Annotated in this window: 16 protein-coding genes and 1 other RNA gene; all 17 read left to right on the top strand. The window is 64.2% G+C overall.

The annotated features are described in order from the left end of the window. Positions 1 to 129: 129 nt before the first annotated feature. The 17 genes from prfB to ACOQFP_RS02555 all read left to right on the top strand — a co-directional run bounded on the left by prfB (position 130) and on the right by ACOQFP_RS02555 (position 16914). Positions 130 to 1242 carry a peptide chain release factor 2 gene (gene prfB / locus ACOQFP_RS02635; protein WP_206489897.1) on the top strand — a complete coding sequence of 371 codons (1113 nt, stop codon included), beginning with the start codon at positions 130 to 132 and terminating at the stop codon, positions 1240 to 1242. Between the two features lie 5 nt (positions 1243 to 1247). Further along, positions 1248 to 2147: a mechanosensitive ion channel family protein gene (locus ACOQFP_RS02630; RefSeq protein WP_341244751.1), complete on the top strand. Its 900-nt coding sequence runs from the start codon at positions 1248 to 1250 to the stop codon at positions 2145 to 2147. Beyond that, positions 2144 to 2587, top strand: coding sequence for a hypothetical protein (locus tag ACOQFP_RS02625; protein ID WP_421583343.1), 444 nt, complete (start codon positions 2144 to 2146; stop codon positions 2585 to 2587). Before ACOQFP_RS02630 ends, ACOQFP_RS02625 begins: the two co-directional genes overlap by 4 nt. Positions 2588 to 2673: 86 nt before the next feature. Beyond that, entirely contained in the window at positions 2674 to 3363 is a 690-nt protein-coding gene (gene ftsE, locus ACOQFP_RS02620) for a cell division ATP-binding protein FtsE (RefSeq protein ID WP_206489900.1), read from the top strand. Between the two features lie 66 nt (positions 3364 to 3429). After that, positions 3430 to 4335, top strand: coding sequence for a permease-like cell division protein FtsX (ftsX, locus tag ACOQFP_RS02615; RefSeq protein ID WP_206489901.1), 906 nt, complete (start codon positions 3430 to 3432; stop codon positions 4333 to 4335). Positions 4336 to 4418: 83 nt separating this feature from the next. Next, a complete protein-coding gene (gene smpB / locus ACOQFP_RS02610; RefSeq protein ID WP_206489902.1) occupies positions 4419 to 4892 on the top strand; it encodes an SsrA-binding protein SmpB in 474 nt (157 codons plus the stop codon). An 8-nt stretch (positions 4893 to 4900) separates the two neighbouring features. Next, positions 4901 to 5755: a DMT family transporter gene (locus ACOQFP_RS02605; RefSeq protein ID WP_341244753.1), complete on the top strand. Its 855-nt coding sequence runs from the start codon at positions 4901 to 4903 to the stop codon at positions 5753 to 5755. Positions 5756 to 5786: 31 nt separating this feature from the next. Further along, positions 5787 to 7244, top strand: coding sequence for an SDR family NAD(P)-dependent oxidoreductase (locus ACOQFP_RS02600; RefSeq protein WP_421583342.1), 1458 nt, complete (start codon positions 5787 to 5789; stop codon positions 7242 to 7244). Positions 7245 to 7309: 65 nt separating this feature from the next. Continuing rightward, positions 7310 to 7680, top strand: a transfer-messenger RNA (tmRNA) gene (gene ssrA, locus ACOQFP_RS02595). A 119-nt stretch (positions 7681 to 7799) separates the two neighbouring features. Beyond that, positions 7800 to 8492 (top strand): alpha/beta hydrolase, encoded by a 693-nt coding sequence (locus tag ACOQFP_RS02590; RefSeq protein WP_421583341.1) that lies wholly within the window; start codon positions 7800 to 7802, stop codon positions 8490 to 8492. Next, a complete protein-coding gene (locus ACOQFP_RS02585) occupies positions 8489 to 9760 on the top strand; it encodes an NAD(P)/FAD-dependent oxidoreductase (RefSeq protein ID WP_421583340.1) in 1272 nt (423 codons plus the stop codon). The genes ACOQFP_RS02590 and ACOQFP_RS02585 overlap by 4 nt, the downstream gene beginning before the upstream one ends. Next, positions 9751 to 10530 carry a DUF1365 domain-containing protein gene (locus tag ACOQFP_RS02580; protein ID WP_421583339.1) on the top strand — a complete coding sequence of 260 codons (780 nt, stop codon included), beginning with the start codon at positions 9751 to 9753 and terminating at the stop codon, positions 10528 to 10530. The genes ACOQFP_RS02585 and ACOQFP_RS02580 overlap by 10 nt, the downstream gene beginning before the upstream one ends. Further along, complete coding sequence (locus tag ACOQFP_RS02575; protein WP_241256827.1) at positions 10527 to 11840, top strand: SAM-dependent methyltransferase; 1314 nt, start codon at positions 10527 to 10529, stop codon at positions 11838 to 11840. Before ACOQFP_RS02580 ends, ACOQFP_RS02575 begins: the two co-directional genes overlap by 4 nt. Next, positions 11837 to 13162, top strand: coding sequence for a cyclopropane-fatty-acyl-phospholipid synthase family protein (locus tag ACOQFP_RS02570; RefSeq protein WP_341244860.1), 1326 nt, complete (start codon positions 11837 to 11839; stop codon positions 13160 to 13162). Before ACOQFP_RS02575 ends, ACOQFP_RS02570 begins: the two co-directional genes overlap by 4 nt. Before the next feature lie 56 nt (positions 13163 to 13218). Continuing rightward, on the top strand, positions 13219 to 13950 hold the full coding sequence (locus ACOQFP_RS02565; protein WP_241256884.1) for a DUF1295 domain-containing protein: 732 nt from the start codon (positions 13219 to 13221) through the stop codon (positions 13948 to 13950). 88 nt (positions 13951 to 14038) lie between these two features. Further along, entirely contained in the window at positions 14039 to 15679 is a 1641-nt protein-coding gene (gene pgm, locus ACOQFP_RS02560) for a phosphoglucomutase (alpha-D-glucose-1,6-bisphosphate-dependent) (protein WP_421583338.1), read from the top strand. Further along, positions 15676 to 16914 (top strand): MFS transporter, encoded by a 1239-nt coding sequence (locus ACOQFP_RS02555; protein WP_206489910.1) that lies wholly within the window; start codon positions 15676 to 15678, stop codon positions 16912 to 16914. Before pgm ends, ACOQFP_RS02555 begins: the two co-directional genes overlap by 4 nt. The last annotated feature ends 14 nt before the right edge of the window (positions 16915 to 16928 follow it).

Raw genomic sequence — 16928 nt, 5'->3', positions numbered from 1 at the left:
CGGCTGGTCCGACGAGAGTTGAAATCAGCGCGATTCGAACCCTCGACGTCGGACTCCGTCCGGCTCGTGTGGATCGGCGGAGTCGGGGGCGGTCGGGCTCGGCTTCGACTGCCGGTAACCTTGACTCTCGTGCATCCCGACGTTTCAGCAGACCTGGCCGAGCTAGACACCACTCTGTCCACCGTCGAGTCGGTGCTCGACGTGGAGGAACTGCGGCGGCGCATCGACGAACTCGAGCATCAAGCGGCGTCACCGGACCTGTGGAACGACCAGGAGCACGCCCAGCAGGTGACCAGCCAGCTCTCCCATGCGCAGGCCGAGCTTCGCCGCGTCGAAGAGCTTCGGCAACGGCTGGAGGACATGCCGGTTCTGTACGAGCTGGCCGAGGGCGAAGAGGGCGAGGCGGCCACGGCGGCCACCGCCGACGCCGACGCCGAACGAGCAGCGCTACGTGAGGACATCGCCGCCATGGAAGTGCGGACCCTGCTGTCCGGCGAGTACGACGCCCGCGATGCCCTGGTCAACATTCGGTCCGGTGCAGGTGGGATCGATGCCGCCGACTGGGCCGAGATGTTGATGCGGATGTACATCCGCTGGGCCGAGAAGCACGGGTACGGCGTCGAGGTCTACGACACGTCATATGCCGAGGAGGCGGGTATCAAGAGCGCCACGTTCGCCGTCAAGGCCCCGTATACGTACGGAACCTTGTCGGTCGAGCAGGGCACACATCGACTCGTTCGGATCAGCCCGTTCGACAACCAGGGGCGTCGACAGACCTCCTTCGCCGAGGTCGAGGTACTTCCGGTCGTCGAGACCACCGATCACATCGAGATCCCCGAAGGCGATGTGCGCGTGGACGTGTACCGGTCGTCCGGACCGGGTGGACAGTCGGTCAACACCACGGACTCCGCGGTCCGGTTGACCCACATCCCGACCGGCATCGTGGTGACCTGTCAGAACGAGAAGTCCCAGCTGCAGAACAAGGTTTCGGCCATGCGCGTGCTGCAGGCCAAGCTCCTCGAGGTCAAGCGCAAGCAAGAGCGGGCGGAGATGGATGCCCTCAAGGGCGACGGTGGTAGCTCCTGGGGTAACCAGATGCGCTCCTACGTATTGCACCCGTACCAGATGGTCAAGGATCTGCGAACCGAGTACGAGGTGAACAATCCGGCTACTGTTCTCGACGGGGACATCGACGGGTTTCTGGAGTCGGGAATTCGCTGGCGAATGCGAGGGGAGCAGTAGATCCGATGGCAAGTTGGCTCGATCCGACGCTCGAGGTCAAACTCAACGGCCTCGGAATCGTGCTGTACATCCTCGGAGGTCTGCTGGCTGCGCGATTCGTCACCTGGACCGGGTCCAGAATCACGTCTCGAATAGATGCGAACTATCAGCACAGCGATGCGCTCGTTCGGTCCGAGGCCGCCAAACATCGTCATGCGTTGGCTCAGGTCATCACCTGGGTGGCGGTCACGCTCATCTACACCCTGGTCACCATCGAGGTGCTGCGCCGCTTCGGATTCGGTGTCGGCGGCCTCGTCGCACCGGCGACTGTCCTCGGTGCAGCTCTCGGATTCGGAGCTCAACGCGTCGTGCAGGACATCCTCGCGGGCTTCTTCATCATCACCGAACGCCAGTACGGATTCGGTGACGTAGTGCAGATTGCGGTGCTCGGGTCCGCGGAGGACGCCCAGGGCACCGTGGAGGACGTGACGCTGCGGGTCACTCGCGTTCGGAGCGTCGACGGTGAGGTCATCACTATCCCGAACGGGCAGATCGTCAAGTCGATCAATCTCTCCAAGGACTGGGCCCGCGCCGTCGTCGATGTGCCTGTGCCGAGTACCGCCGATCTCACGCAGGTCAACGCGCTGCTGCGGGCGGTGGGTCGGGACGCGTTCGCCGACGCTCGACTGCGCCCACTGCTGCTCGACGAACCGACGGTGATGGGTGTGGAGAGCATCGAGGTGGGCCAGGTCAATGTCCGTCTCGTGGCGCGGACATTGCCGGGTAAGCAGTTCCAGGTCGGTCGCGATATCCGGGTGCGGGTGGCTGCTGCCCTGCAACCCGAAGGAATCAGCGTCGCGCCGGACCTCAGCACGGCGGGCGTTGCCCCCGACGCCTCCGGGCCCGTGAGGATCGAGAAGAAATGACCACACCGGATTCCGGAACCGAGCCGCCCCGGCGTACTTGGCGACAGTGGCGTATTCCGGCGACGATCGGTGGCCGCGTCCGTACGTCGACGGTGGCGTTCGGCATCTGCTTCGCTCTCACTGCAATGCTCTACGCCCAGGTCAGTGCGGAGTTGAAGGCGCAGAACGAAGAAGCGGTCCAGGGGCCGGTAGCGGTGGACCCGAACGCGCCGACGCCGTACACCTCGCCACAGAATCAGACGACTCCGTCGGCGACGTCCAGCGTGTCGTCGACGCCCACCGCGACGGGTGCAGCCGAACAGCCGACGGGCGTGGCAGGGACCGGTCAGCAGCCCTCGACGACCACACCGCCCACGACGACAGCGCCATTCGGTCTGCCGATTCCACCGGCGATTCAGTCGCTGGTACCCAGCCAACCTGCGCCGACATCGTCGCGCTGACGCGGTCTTTACCGTCTCTGGGGACTCGCCGCTGTGCCCTCGAGGTTCGAGCGGTTACCGGTGGGTAAGGACTACACTGGCGACCCGTGATCAGCACCTCGAATGTCTCCAAGTCCTACAAGACCTCCACCAGGCCCGCCCTGGACAAAGTGACGGTCTCCATCGACAAGGGTGAGTTCGTGTTCCTGATCGGCCCCTCGGGATCCGGTAAGTCGACGTTCATGCGTCTGCTCCTCAAGGAGGAGACGCCTACCTCGGGCGATGTCCACGTGGCCGACTTCCACGTCAACAGGCTCGCCGCCCGACGAGTCCCGCGGCTGCGGCAGAGCATGGGGTGTGTGTTCCAGGACTTCCGCCTCCTGCAACAGAAGACGGTGGTGGAGAACGTCGCGTTCGCGCTGGAGGTGATCGGAAAGCCTCGTTCGATGATCAAGCGAACCGTCCCCGAGGTGTTGGACCTGGTGGGACTCGGCGGCAAATCCGATCGTCTGCCGAACGAGCTGTCCGGTGGCGAGCAGCAGCGGGTGGCCATCGCGCGGGCCTTCGTCAATCGCCCCCTGGTTCTGCTCGCGGACGAGCCGACCGGAAACCTCGATCCGGACACGAGTCAAGACATCATGCTGTTGCTCGAGCGCATCAACCGCACCGGAACCACGGTGCTGATGGCCACCCACGACAACCACATCGTCGACTCGATGCGCCGTCGCGTCGTCGAACTCGACAACGGACGAGTCGTTCGGGACGAGGCCCGCGGGGTCTACGGCGTCGGGCGCTAACGCCCTCGACCGGACTGAACCGCTCAGACTTCTCCACCGAACGAATCGAAGGGCTCGGATTCCGCGATGCGCGCAAGTTTCATCTTCAGTGAGGTCTTCACCGGACTTCGTCGCAACATCACCATGACGGTCGCCATGATATTGACGACGGCGATCTCCCTCGGCCTGTTCGGCGGTGGACTGCTGGTAGTGCAGATGGCAGGGAAAACTCAACAGATCTTTCTCGATCGGGTGGAAGTGCAGATCTTTCTGACCGACGACATCTCGGCATCCGATCCCGATTGCACCCAGGAGACCTGCGCAACTCTGCGCTCGGATCTCGAGAACACACCGTCGGTCGTGTCGGTGCAGTATCTCAACCGCGAGGACGCGGTGAAGGACGCCACCGAGCGAGTGTTCAAGGACCAGCCCGAGCTGGCGGAGCTGGTCAGCGCAGACAGTTTTCCGGCCTCGTTCAAGGTGCGCCTGAGCGATCCCGAGCGGTTCGGGGTGATCAACGACAGCTTCGAGAACCGGCCGGGTGTGCAGAGCGTGCTCAATCAACGTGACTTGGTCGAGCGCTTGTTCAGTGTGCTAAACGGTGTGCGCAATGCTGCCTTCGCGATCGCCACGGTGCAGGCCATCGCGGCCATCCTCCTGATCGCCAACATGGTCCAGATCGCCGCCTTCACCAGGCGAACCGAGGTCGGGATCATGCGATTGGTCGGTGCCACTCGCTGGTACACCCAGCTGCCGTTCCTGCTCGAGGCCGTCGTGGCGGCATTGATCGGATCCGCACTGGCCATTGCCGGGCTGTTCACGGCGAAGAACATGTTCATCGACGATGTGCTCTCGGACGTGTATCAGGCCAATATTTTGGCCCGAATATCGAACAGCGACGTGCTACTGGTCTCACCGTTCCTGGCGTTGGTCGGCGTGGGAATGGCCGCTGTGACGGCCTACATCACGCTGCGTCTGTACGTGCGCGAATAAAAGCGTTTGCTCATCGGTTCTATGCTGGAGCGGTTGCCCGTGGAACCGGTCCACCCGGCGAACGCTCGAGAAAGGGCCCTGCAGTGAGAGAGAAGGGCCGTAAGGCCATCGCGACCAACCGCAAGGCGCGGCACAACTACTCCATCCTCGACGTCTTCGAGGCCGGAGTCGCCCTCGTCGGGACCGAGGTCAAGAGCCTGCGCGACGGAAAAGCCTCACTGGTGGACGCCTTCGCAACCGTGGACGACGGTGAGATCTGGCTGCGCGGGCTGCACATCGCGGAATACACGCTCGGCAGCTGGACCAACCATGCGCCGCGTCGAAACCGCAAACTGCTGTTGCATCGCCGCGAGATCGATCGCCTGGCAGGCAAGGTCAAAGAAGGAAATCTGACATTGGTGCCGCTGTCGATGTACTTCTCCGATGGCAAGGTCAAGGTGGAACTTGCACTGGCCAAGGGCAAGCAGGACTACGACAAGCGACAGTCGCTGGCCAAGCGCACCGCCGAGCGCGAAGTGACCCGTGAGCTGGGGCGTCGCGTGAAGGGTATGCGCTGACCGCAGTCCTGCTCGCTCTCGTGGCAGCCGTCGGCTACGGGGTGAGTGATTTCGTCGGCGGCGTCGCATCCCGCCGGGTCGCCGCCCTGCGAGTGGTCATCGTCTCCTACCCACTGTCGCTGGTGATCGTGCTGCTCGCTGCACCGTTCGTAGGCGGAACGATCGAGCTTTCGGCAATGCTGTGGGGTCTGGCCTCCGGTGTCGCCGGTGGTGTCGCGGTCTGGTGGTTCTACCTTGCTCTCGCTGCCGGGCCGATGGCCGTCGTCTCCCCGGTCACCGCGGTGCTGGTTGCCGGGATTCCGGTGCTGGTGGGCTTGTCGATGGGGGAGCGTCCCGGCATCATCGCGTTCGTCGGCATTGCGGTGGCGCTGGTGGCAGTGGTGCTCGTCAGCAAAGAGTCGCCCGACGAGTTGACCGGTGAAGTGGCCGGTGGTCGCGAGATGAAGTTCACCAGAACCGTGGCTTTGCTGACGGTCGGTTCGGGCGTGACGTTCGCCTTCGCCTTCATCTTTCTGCACCAGATCGGCGGCGGTAGCGGCCTGTGGCCGCTGGCGGCCTCGCGCGCGTCGGCGACGGCCGTGGTCTGGGTCGTGGCGTTGGCGTCCGGTCACTTCGCGCCCCCGCACGGCAGCGTGCTCAGACTCGCCGCCTTCGTCAGTGTGCTCGATGTGGTTGCCAATGCGGCGATGATCTACGCGTATCAGGGCGGCCTGTTGTCGTTGGTGAGCGTCATCGCCTCGCTGTATCCGGCAGCCACTGTGCTGCTGGCGATGGTGATGCTCGGGGAGCGCGTCGGAACTCTGCAGAAAGTGGGAATGGCGTTGGCGCTCGGTGCCATCGCCATGATCGCGCTCGCGGGTTGAACACTCTCGCACGCGGGTAATGCCCCCGGTTATGACAGCTTCCGATTCTGCCTCCGATGCCCCCACCTCCGAGGCCGCGTCGCGGCCTCGCGTCCTGGTCACCGGTGCCACCGGATACCTGGGCGGGCGGTTGGCTCCGCGACTGCTCGAGGAGGGTTACCGCGTTCGGGTGTTGGCGCGCACCCCGGCCAAGCTCGACGCCGTCCCGTGGGCGGCCGACGTCGAGATCGCCGAAGGAGACCTCAGTGACCGGGAATCGTTGAAGGCAGCGCTCGCCGGCGTCGACATCATGTACTACCTGGTGCACTCGATGGGAACCGCCGGGCACTCCGATTTCGCCGATACCGAACGAGACAGCGCCGAGAACGTCGCAGCCGTGGCGGCCGAATGCGGTGTGGGGCGCATCGTCTACCTCGGCGGACTGCATCCACCGACCGGTGAGCTGTCCCCGCACCTGAAGTCCCGTGCCGAGGTGGGACGCATTCTGATCGACTCGGGTGTACCGACGATCGTGCTGCAGGCCGGCGTGGTGATCGGATCCGGATCGGCGTCGTTCGAGATGATCCGTCACCTGACCAACCGTCTTCCGGTGATGACCACTCCGCGGTGGGTGCACAACCGCATTCAGCCCATCGCCGTGCGCGACGTGCTGCACTACCTGATAGGGGCGGCGAGTGCGCCGATCACCGAATCCAGAACATTCGACATCGGTGGTCCGGACGTGATGCAGTACGGCGAGATGATGAACATCTACGCCGATGTCGCGGGGCTTCGACAGCGTCGGATCATCGTGTTACCGGTACTGACACCGCGACTGGCCGGCCACTGGATCGGGCTGGTGACTCCCATTCCTCGCGGACTGGCGATGCCGCTCATCGAATCACTGCAGTACGACGCCGTCGGCCACGAAATGGACATCGATGCGGTGGTACCGCGTCCGGACGGCGGCCTGACCGGCTACCGCGACTCCGTGAGATTGGCTCTGCGCAAGATCGACGACGGCGAGGTCGAGACGAGGTGGACCGACGCCACCGGTACCTCGGCACCCTCGGATCCGTTGCCCTCGGATCCGGATTGGGCAGGCGAGGTCGTCTACACCGACACCAGGGTCGCCCGAATCGCGGCGGAGTCGACCGCGATCAGACCCGCACTCGAGAGGCTGGCCGACGCCGACGTTCTCACCGGCTGGCGCCGCGACGCCACCGGACCCGACGCATCCGCGTCGGGCACCGAACGAACCACTCGGCTCGAGTGCGCCACTCGACTTCCCGGTGAGGCCTGGCTGGACCTGACGGTCGGCGGCACGGCGAAGCAGCCGACGATCGAGCAGCGGTTGGTGTTCTTCCCGCGTGGTCTGGCCGGCCGTGCCGTCTGGTACGCCTCCCTGCCCGCACGGCTGGTCCTGGCGCGCCGAATGTTACGTACGGTGGTGCAGCGTGTGGAGGCCGATGCCGCATCCCACGTGACGGATCGCCGGGCCGGCAGTTAATGGGATGAATGTGGCCATGCGAGGCGTTACACTGAACAGCCCGGACAGAGTGTTCGGGAACATACGGGGCTGAACGGTTTCGACTTTGTATGTTGAGTCAGGGGAAGCGTGTCGGTGCAGGCGAGAGACCACCGTAAGCGTCATCGCAACCTTATAAGCGCCGATTCCAATCAGCGCGACTACGCACTCGCTGCCTAAGTAGCGACTGCGTGTCTGTCAGTCCGGGCTTGCCCTCGGCCCGGGTACTGGCATCAGCTAGAGGGCTTACCGATTCATCCGGCCGCGGGATGATGAGGAACATCAAACAGTGGCTGGGATCGTCATCCTGACTTGTTCGCGAGATCGGGAGATCCAAGCAGAGACATAGCGGACTGCACACGGAGAAGCCCTGGCAATGCAGCAGAGGACCCGGGTTCGATTCCCGGCAGCTCCACCGCTGAAGACCGGACCGAGAGACACGCTCTCGGTCCGGTCTTCTTTCTTCTGTCGGGCAGGTCACAATGGGCCCGAGGAGACCGATCCCACCCGAACTGGAAGCGGTGTCGAATAATGATCATGAGCAACGAGCCGACTCCCGTTCTGCGCGCAGGCAGGCCGATAGCCGATCCCGCCTTGGTCGTGTTGGTCCTCGGCGGCGGCAAGGACGTCAGCCGGGCGCGCAGTAGGCCGTGGCACCTGGCCGGTCTACGAATGTGGCAATTCACCTGGATGCTTCGCCGCGCCGGACGGGGCCGCGGCATCTCGGTTCAGCAACTGCAATATCGGTTCCGTGGTTGGAACGCTCCGGAGCGGACCCCCGTCGAGGACGCCCGTTGGGCTCTGAACCGAATCCACACCGAGCATCCTGACGTTCACGTCGTGGTCGTCGGCCATTCGATGGGTGGCCGTACCGCCGCTGCCCTGATCGAGGACCCTTCAATTGTGGGAGTGGTGGCCTTGGCACCGTGGTGGCCCGAGGGCACCGAGGCAGACTCGTTCGACGAGCGCCACGAGTTGCTCGTCGTGCACGGAAAGGCAGACCGGTGGACCGATCCGCGAAGCTCGCGCGCCGCGACGGAGCGGGCCGCGTCGGCGGGGGCAGCTGCTCGATACCTGTCGGTACCGGGTGGGCATTTCATGCTGCGCAACCCTCGGATGTGGTCACGGACAACGCGTGAGATGGTTCTCGGCATCGCCGACGCCCTGGAGCGCCGAGACGATCGTTCGGCCTCCGATTCGACGGCCACCTGCTCGGGCGGGCAATCGTGAGCCGCCGTCGGGTAGCTGTAGTAGGAAGCGGAATTGCCGGTCTGACGGCAGCGTACGCACTGTCGAAGACATCGTCGGTGACGTTGTACGAGGCCGATTCTCGCCTCGGTGGCCACGCGGACACCCACTACGTGGACGGTCCCGGCGGAAAGGTCGGAGTCGACACCGGGTTCATCGTGCACAACGATCGGACGTATCCGACCCTGCTTCGAATGTTCGCAGAACTCGACGTGCCGACACAGGATTCGGACATGAGCATGTCGGTGCGCTGCGACGGCTGTGGCCTCGAGTACTCCGGGGGCCAGGGCATGCGCGGGATCCTCGCGCAACGCACAGCGGTGTTCCGGCCTCGTTTCGTCTCGATGCTGCTCGACGTCAAGCGTTTTCATCGGCTGGCAACCGAACTGCTCGACCGGTCCGACCCCACGGATTCCGAGATCACCCTCGGTCGGTTTCTCACCGAGCACTCGTTCTCGCCGTATTTCGAGTCACATTTCATGACGCCGCTGGTGTCGGCAGTGTGGTCGTGTGACCCCGAGACGGCTCTCGCGTACCCGGCGCGCTACTTGTTCACATTTCTTCGGCACCACGGAATGCTCACCGTCACCGGATCTCCCACATGGCGTACCGTCACCGGAGGATCCATCGAGTACGTGTCGCGGGTTGCACGACACATCGACGAAGTATTGACCGACACCCCGGTGCGTGCGGTCTACCGGTCCGAGGACTCGGTACAGATCCGTGACGGCAGAGACAACCTACGCACGTTCGACGCCGCAGTGATCGCCGTTCATCCGGGTACCGCGCTGAAGATGCTCGCAGAACCCACGGCGCTCGAGCACGAGGTCCTCGGGGCGATGCCGTACTCGGTCAATCACACCGCACTGCACACCGATTCGTCGGTGTTGCCGAAGAACACCAGGGCACGAGCGTCGTGGAATTATCACCTCCCGGCCTGTGACGCCAAGCCCGATCGGGTTCTGGTCAGCTACGATCTCACCAGGCTGCAGCGGTTGGCCGATACCGACCGCAGAATGCTGGTCACCCTCGGCGGAGCCGATCGCATCGATCCCGATTCCGTGCTCGACGAGATGACCTACGAGCACCCGCAATACACCCCGGAATCGGTGGCCGCGCAGAGCCGGCTACCGGAATTGGATACCGACAGGCTCGCTTTCGCCGGGGCCTACCACGGCTGGGGATTCCATGAGGACGGTGCGCTGTCGGGAGCACGCGCGGCCGGACGAGTAGGTGCGAGGTGGCTGTGACCCCGAATCTGGCGACCACCCGTGCCCGTGGGGCGGCGCTGTATCTCACCCGAATCGACCACGTTCGACGAGCTCCGATCAGAAACTCGTTCTCGTACAAGAGCTACAGCTGGTTCGTCGACCTCGATGCACTGCCCGAGTTGCCCAGGCTGCTTCGCCCCCTGGCGTCGTTTCAGTCGCGCGATCACCTCGGTGACCCCACCGCGACCATTCGGCAGAACATCGATGCGTTTCTGGCAGAACACGGCATCGACCTCGCGGGCGGACGCGTCATGATGCTGGCGAGCGCCCGGGTGTTCGGTCACACGTTCAACCCGCTGAGTGTGTACTGGTGTCACGAGCGCAACGGAGACCTCCGCTGTGTCGTTGCGGAGGTGCACAACACCTACGGTGAACGACACCGGTATCTACTGCACACCGACCACCGCGGTGCGGCGCGCACGCCGAAAGAGTTCTACGTATCGCCGTTCAACGACGTCGACGGCGAGTACTCCATGCGGTTGCCCGAACCCGACGCCTCGCTTCGGCTCTCGATCGTCCTCGAACGCACCGGCCAACCCCCGTTCGTGGCAACCGTCACCGGTCACCGGCGAGAGGTGACGACCCGGTCGATTATTCGCACAGCACTGGCGATTCCGTTTGCACCGCTACGAGTGGTGGTACAGATTCGCTGGCAGGGTATTCGGCTCTGGGCGCGTGGTCTGAAGATCGTGCACAAGCCTGCCCCTCCGGGGGCACGAAGCTTACAGAAGGAAAGGGCCAACAGATGACTACAGTGTCGAAACCCAATTCTGTGTCCAGCGTCCACAATCGGACCGCTGTCGGTCCCCGCCCGGTCGTCGACCCCCGGGTGTGGCCCCAGATCGCGCGCGTTCCCGGCGGCGTCAAAGTTGCTGCCGCCGCGCCGGTCGCAGACTTCCTCTTTCGTCGTGCGGTCGCGCGACTGCCCGTCAGAGTCTCGATGCCCGACGGCGCGATGATCGGTGGCGGGTCCGAGGATGCTCCGTTGATGACCGTGTATCGGCCACGCGAATTCGCCGCCCGAGTCGGCGACAGTGGGCTCATCGGATTCGGTGAGGCGTACATGGCAGGCGATTGGGATGCCGAGGACCTCACCGCCGTGCTCGAGGTCTTCGCGCGGCGAATGGCCTCGCTGATCCCGAAGTCCCTGCAGCGACTGCGCGGGCTCTACATCCCCAAGCCACCACGCAACGAGCGTAATTCGACGAAGAACACGCGATCGAACATCTCGCGTCACTACGATCTGTCGAACGATCTCTTCGAGCTCTTCCTCGACGAGACGATGACGTACTCGAGCGCCCTGTTCAGCGATCCCAGAAACGAGCACGACAGTGAGGAGCTGGCCGAGGCGCAACGCCGCAAGATAGACCGGCTACTCGACCGCGCAGGCGTCGGTGCGGGAACCAGGGTGCTCGAGATCGGGACGGGGTGGGGCGAGCTGGCCATCCGCGCAGCTGCACGAGGTGCAACCGTTCGGTCGGTGACCCTGTCGATCGAACAGCAGGAATTGGCGCGCAAGCGTTGCGCCGCTGCCGGTTACGGCGACCGGATCCAGATCGACCTGTTGGATTACCGTCTGGTCGACGGTGAGTACGACGCGATCGTGTCGGTCGAGATGATCGAGGCCGTCGGGCATCAGTACTGGGGAACGTACTTCGAGACGATCGACTCGCTGCTTGCGCCGGGTGGGCGCGTTGCCATCCAAGCGATCACGATGCCGCACGATCGAATGCTCGCCACCCGAAACACCTACACCTGGGTGCACAAATACATCTTTCCCGGTGGATTTCTGCCGTCGGTGCGGGCCATCGACGAGGTGACCGAGCAGCACACCTCGCTTCGGGTTCGGGAGCGGCTCTCCATGGGAGATCACTACGCGCGAACCCTCGATCTGTGGGACGCGCGTTTCGCGCAATACCGTAGCGAGGCCGAGGATCTGGGCTTCGACGAGGTTTTCGCCCGCATGTGGCATTTCTATCTCTGCTACTCGGCGGCCGGATTTCGTTCCGGGTATCTCGATGTTCAGCAGATCGTGCTCGATCGAAGGGACGAGAAATGACATCGTCGACACTCGCCGAACCCGTGCTCGACTCCGGTGTGGGCGTGGCACCTCGACTTGCCGCCATCATCGAACCCCTCATCGGCGGCCCACTGCCGGTCCGCTTGCAGGCCTGGGACGGATCGGTCGCCGGTGATGCGGGCGCTCCTCATGTGAGCCTGCACAGTCCCGATGCTCTGCGCCGATTGCTCTGGAGTCCGGGCGAACTCGGAGCGGCGCAGGCCTACGTCACCGGTGAGCTCGACATCGCCGGGGACGTAGGAGCAGCCCTCGACCACGTATGGGCGGTGGTCCGCGCACGAGAACTCTCGGCGGTTCGACCGAAGCCGCGCTCTCTGTTGCAGTTGGCAGCACTGGCCAAGGACCTCGGGGTGCTGGGCCGGCCGTTGCCGCCGCCTGCGTCTCAGGCGGTGGTGAAAGGCCGACTGCACTCGCTGATGCGGGACCGGGCAGCGATCAGTCACCATTACGACCTGTCCAACGACTTCTACGAGCTCGTGCTCGATTCACACATGGCCTACTCGTCGGGGTACTGGACCTCGGACTCGCCGGACTACACCCTCGACGATGCACAACGCGACAAGCTGGACCTCGTCTGTCGCAAGATCGGGCTCGACAGGAAGCCTGGGCAGCGTTTTCTCGATGTCGGATGTGGTTGGGGCTCACTGAGTCTGCATGCCGCTGCGGAGTACGGGGCGCAGGTCGTCGGCGTGACCATCTCGCGCGAGCAGAAAGCCTTCATCGACAAGCGAATCGCCGATCGAGGGCTACAGAACAATGTCGAGATTCGAATCCAGGACTATCGGGAAATCCCGGACGGGCCGTTCGACGCGGTGGCGTCGATCGAGATGGGCGAACATGTGGGGGAGGACAACTACCCGACCTACACGGCCGCGCTGTACGCCAACGTCAAGCCGGGTGGGCGCGTACTGATTCAGCAGATGTCGCGAAAAGAGGGCGACAATCCCGGCGGTGGCGCGTTCATCGAGTCGTTCATCGCCCCCGATATGTACATGCGCCCGGTCGGGCGGACGGTCGCGATGATCGAGGAGGCCGGACTCGAGGTGCGCGACGTTCATGCCATGCGAGAGCACTACGTCCGCACCGTCGAGGTCTGGACCGAGCGTTTCGAGGCCCGCTTCGACGAGGTGGTGGCAATGGTCGGCGAAGAGGTCGCTCGCGTGTGGCGGCTCTATCTGATCGGTGGCGCAATGGCATTCCGGGACAACAGGATGGGCGTCGACCAGATTCTCTCCGTACGTCCGGACGGGGGCTCGTCGGGTATGGAACCGGTTCGTCCGGACTGGGTGTCCGCACGGTGAACTGGTCCGACTTCCTGACCGTATCGCTGGCGAGCCTCGGCGCAGTCGCACTGTTGATGATCGTCACCGCGGTCATCGGCGCGCGGATCGGACGCCACAACGTGGTGGACGTGACATGGGGCGGCGGTTTCGTGCTGATCGCGCTGATCTCGGCCGTGACCGGCACCGGAGAAGGCTGGCGCCGAATACTGCTGCTCGTACTCGTCGCCGTGTGGGGGCTTCGCCTCGCGCTGCACGTCTTTCAACGCTCACGCGGGCACGGCGAGGATCCGCGCTACGACGAACTGCTGTCCAAGGCACCTGGCAACCGAACCCTCTATGCCCTGCGGAAGATCTATCTGACGCAGGCGCTCGCATTGTGGTTCGTGTCCCTGCCGCTGCAGGTCTCTGCTGTGGCGCACGGGTCGGTCCTGCCGGTTGTCGTGGTCGGTGTGCTGCTCTGGCTGCTCGGGTGGACGTTCGAGACAGTCGGCGACGCACAGTTGAAAGCCTTCAAGGCCGACGCGTCGAACAAGGGCAAGATCATGGATCGGGGATTGTGGTCCTGGACTCGGCACCCGAACTACTTCGGTGACTCGGCTGTGTGGTGGGGCTTGTTCCTGGTGTCCGCGTCGGCGTGGCCCGGGGTGTTCACCCTTCTCTCGCCTATTGCGATGACGTATTTTCTGGTGTTCGCCACGGGCGCGAGGCTGCTGGAGCGGAGCATGGAAAAGCGTCCGGGGTACCGGGAATACCAGCAGCGAACGAGCTATTTCTTCCCGCTCCCGCCGAAACGTAGCAGCATGTAGAACGTCGATGGGCCGGCAGCGTTAGGGTTGATCGAGAAGTTCGATTCATCGATCGAATTCGGTTCGTCCACACATGAGGAGGCGCATCGTGGCGCACGACAGGGCTGGAACCACCGCGTTGCCGGAGGATCTCGTGGATCTCTCCCAGCTTGTGACGGCGTACTACTCGCGTGTTCCCGATGTGTCGGAGCCGAGTCAGCAGGTGGTCTTCGGTACGTCCGGGCATCGAGGGTCGAGCATGGATTCGGCCTTCAACGAGGCGCATATCGTGGCGAGCACGCAGGCGATCGTGGAGTACCGCTCCGCGCAGGGCATCACCGGGCCGTTGTTCATCGGTCGAGACACTCACGCGTTGTCCGAGCCGGCGTGGACGACGGCTCTGGAGGTGTTGGCTGCCAACGACGTCGACGTACTCGTCGATTCCGGAGATCGGTACACACCCACCCCGGCCGTCAGCCATGCGATCCTGCGTTACAACGAGTCCGGACCGGCAGCGAAGGCCGACGGCATCGTGGTGACGCCATCGCACAATCCGCCGCGAGACGGCGGATTCAAATACAATCCGCCGCACGGCGGCCCAGCGGACAGCGATGCCACATCCGTGATCGCCTCTCGTGCCAATGAGATTCTGCGCGAAGGCATTTCGGGGATCAAGCGGGTGACGCTCGCGCAGGCGTTCGCGGGAAGCGTGTCCCGTTACGACTTCCTCGGCACATACGTCGACGACCTACCGAACGTCCTCGATATCGATGCCGTCCGCGCGGCCGGCGTGCGGATCGGTGCCGATCCGTTGGGGGGCGCAAGTGTCGACTACTGGGATGCCATCGCCGAGCGGCACAATCTGGATCTGACCGTGGTCAACCCTTTGGTGGACGGCACGTTCCGTTTCATGACGCTCGATACGGACGGCAAGATCAGGATGGACTGCTCGTCGCCGAACGCCATGGCCTCGCTCATCGCTGCGCGCGATCGATTCGACATCTCGACCGGTAACGATGCCGACTCCGATCGCCACGGCATCGTCACCCCGGACGGTGGGTTGATGAACCCGAATCACTACCTCGCGGTTGCCATCGAGTACTTGTTCACTCATCGCCCGCGGTGGTCTCCGACGGCGGCGGTGGGCAAGACTCTGGTGAGCTCGTCGATGATCGACCGCGTCGTCGCAGGTCTCGGCCGCCGACTGCTCGAGGTACCGGTCGGATTCAAGTGGTTCGTGCCGGGGTTGCTCGCCGGTGAGCTCGGATTCGGCGGTGAGGAAAGTGCCGGGGCGTCGTTCCTCAGGCACGACGGCCGAGTATGGACCACCGACAAAGACGGCATCATCCTCGCGTTGCTCGCGTCCGAGATCACCGCCGTCACCGGATCGACGCCGTCGCAGCGCTACGCGGAGTTCACCGCGAGGTTCGGCGATCCCTCGTACGCCCGGGTCGACGCACCCGCGACTCGCGAGCAGAAGGCGGTGCTGGCGAAGTTGTCGCCCGATCAGATCACCGCCACCGAGTTGGCCGGCGAATCGATCACGGCGACGCTGACCGAGGCCCCCGGAAACGGAGCCGCGCTCGGCGGGCTGAAGGTGACCACGGACAGCGCCTGGTTCGCGGCTCGGCCGTCCGGAACCGAGGACGTGTACAAGATCTACGCGGAATCGTTCCACGGTGCGGAGCACCTCGCCGAGGTGCAGGATGCGGCGCGTGCTCTGGTGTCTTCTGCGCTCGAGAGCTCGTGACCGATACTCCGACACCCGATCACGACAGTTCGAGCTCCGAGCCGACACCGAAGTCAGGGAACGCTCTACCACCCGAGATCTGGGTGTTGGTGTCGGCGGCGTTCGTCATCGCCCTCGGATTCGGCATCGTCGCTCCTGCTCTGCCGCAGTTCGCCCGTGAATTCGGGGTGGGAGTGGCGGCCGCGTCTGCCGTGATCAGTGCTTTCGCGTTGATGCGGTTGTTGTTCGCACCGGTGAGCGGATCTTTGGTACAGAAGCTCGGTGAACGGCCGGTGTATCTGATCGGACTGCTGATCGTCGCGGCGTCCACCGGTGCATGCGCTCTGGCCCAGACGTACTGGCAGCTGCTGGTGTTTCGCGGGCTCGGCGGAATCGGGTCGACGATGTTCTCGGTGTCGGCCCTGGGATTGCTGATCAGAATCAGTCCACCCACGAGCAGGGGCCGCATATCCGGTCTCTACGCCACCGCGTTTCTACTGGGAACCATCGGTGGTCCGCTGGTCGGCGGCGCGCTGGTCGGGTTCGGTCTGCGGGTACCGTTCGTCATCTACGCAATCGCCCTCGTGATCGCCGCTGCTGTCGTGTACTTCACCCTGGGTAATTCCGATCTCGTCCGGCCGGAGAAGGGATCGGCCCCGCCGACGATGTCCCTGCGGTCCGGGCTGCGTATTCCGACTTATCGAGCCGCATTGGCGTCGAACTTCGCCAACGGGTGGGCGGTGTTCGGCGTTCGAGTAGCGCTGGTCCCGTTGTTCGTCGTCGAAGCGATGCAACAATCCGAAGTGTTCGTCGGTATTGCGCTGACGGTATTCGCGGTCGGTAATGCAATTGTGCTCACCAGCGCCGGTCGGTTGTCCGATGTGCGCGGGCGCAAGCCGTTCGTGGTCGGCGGTTTGGCCGTGTGCGGTCTGGGAACCGTGGTGATGGGATACGTCCACGATCCAGTGCTCTTTCTTGCTGTGACATTGATCGCCGGAATCGGATCGGGGTTGATGAGTCCTGCGCAGCAGGCATCGGTTGCCGATGTGATCGGATCGACTGCGCGGGGCGGGCCGGTATTGGCTGTCTTCCAGATGGCCTCCGATGTCGGCGCGGTCATCGGCCCGATCATGGCGGGGTTGATCGTGGAGAAGTCCTCGTTCGGACCGGCCTTCGCTGTCACGGGGGCACTGCTTCTGCTGGCCGGGTTGTGGTGGTCACGTGTTCCGGACACCCTCGAGCGCGAGCGCACCTGACGGCGGCGACCGTA

Origin of the sequence: Rhodococcus sp. MALMAid1271, assembly GCF_049195265.1 — a bacterium.
Lineage (GTDB): Bacteria > Actinomycetota > Actinomycetes > Mycobacteriales > Mycobacteriaceae > Rhodococcoides.
The sequence above is the reverse complement of the archived record's forward strand: the minus strand, read 5'-3'. Positions and strand labels throughout refer to the sequence as shown.

Excerpts from the sequence above, each read along its gene's own strand:
- ACOQFP_RS02630 (WP_341244751.1), top strand. The coding sequence starts at position 1,248 with ATGGCAAGTTGGCTCGATCCGACGCTCGAGGTCAAACTCAACGGCCTC.
- ACOQFP_RS02600 (WP_421583342.1), top strand. The coding sequence starts at position 5,787 with ATGACAGCTTCCGATTCTGCCTCCGATGCCCCCACCTCCGAGGCCGCG.
- ACOQFP_RS02575 (WP_241256827.1), top strand. The coding sequence starts at position 10,527 with ATGACTACAGTGTCGAAACCCAATTCTGTGTCCAGCGTCCACAATCGG.
- ACOQFP_RS02625 (WP_421583343.1), top strand. The coding sequence starts at position 2,144 with ATGACCACACCGGATTCCGGAACCGAGCCGCCCCGGCGTACTTGGCGA.
- ftsX (WP_206489901.1), top strand. The coding sequence starts at position 3,430 with ATGCGCGCAAGTTTCATCTTCAGTGAGGTCTTCACCGGACTTCGTCGC.
- ACOQFP_RS02565 (WP_241256884.1), top strand. The coding sequence starts at position 13,219 with ATGATCGTCACCGCGGTCATCGGCGCGCGGATCGGACGCCACAACGTG.
- ACOQFP_RS02590 (WP_421583341.1), top strand. The coding sequence starts at position 7,800 with ATGAGCAACGAGCCGACTCCCGTTCTGCGCGCAGGCAGGCCGATAGCC.
- ACOQFP_RS02570 (WP_341244860.1), top strand. The coding sequence starts at position 11,837 with ATGACATCGTCGACACTCGCCGAACCCGTGCTCGACTCCGGTGTGGGC.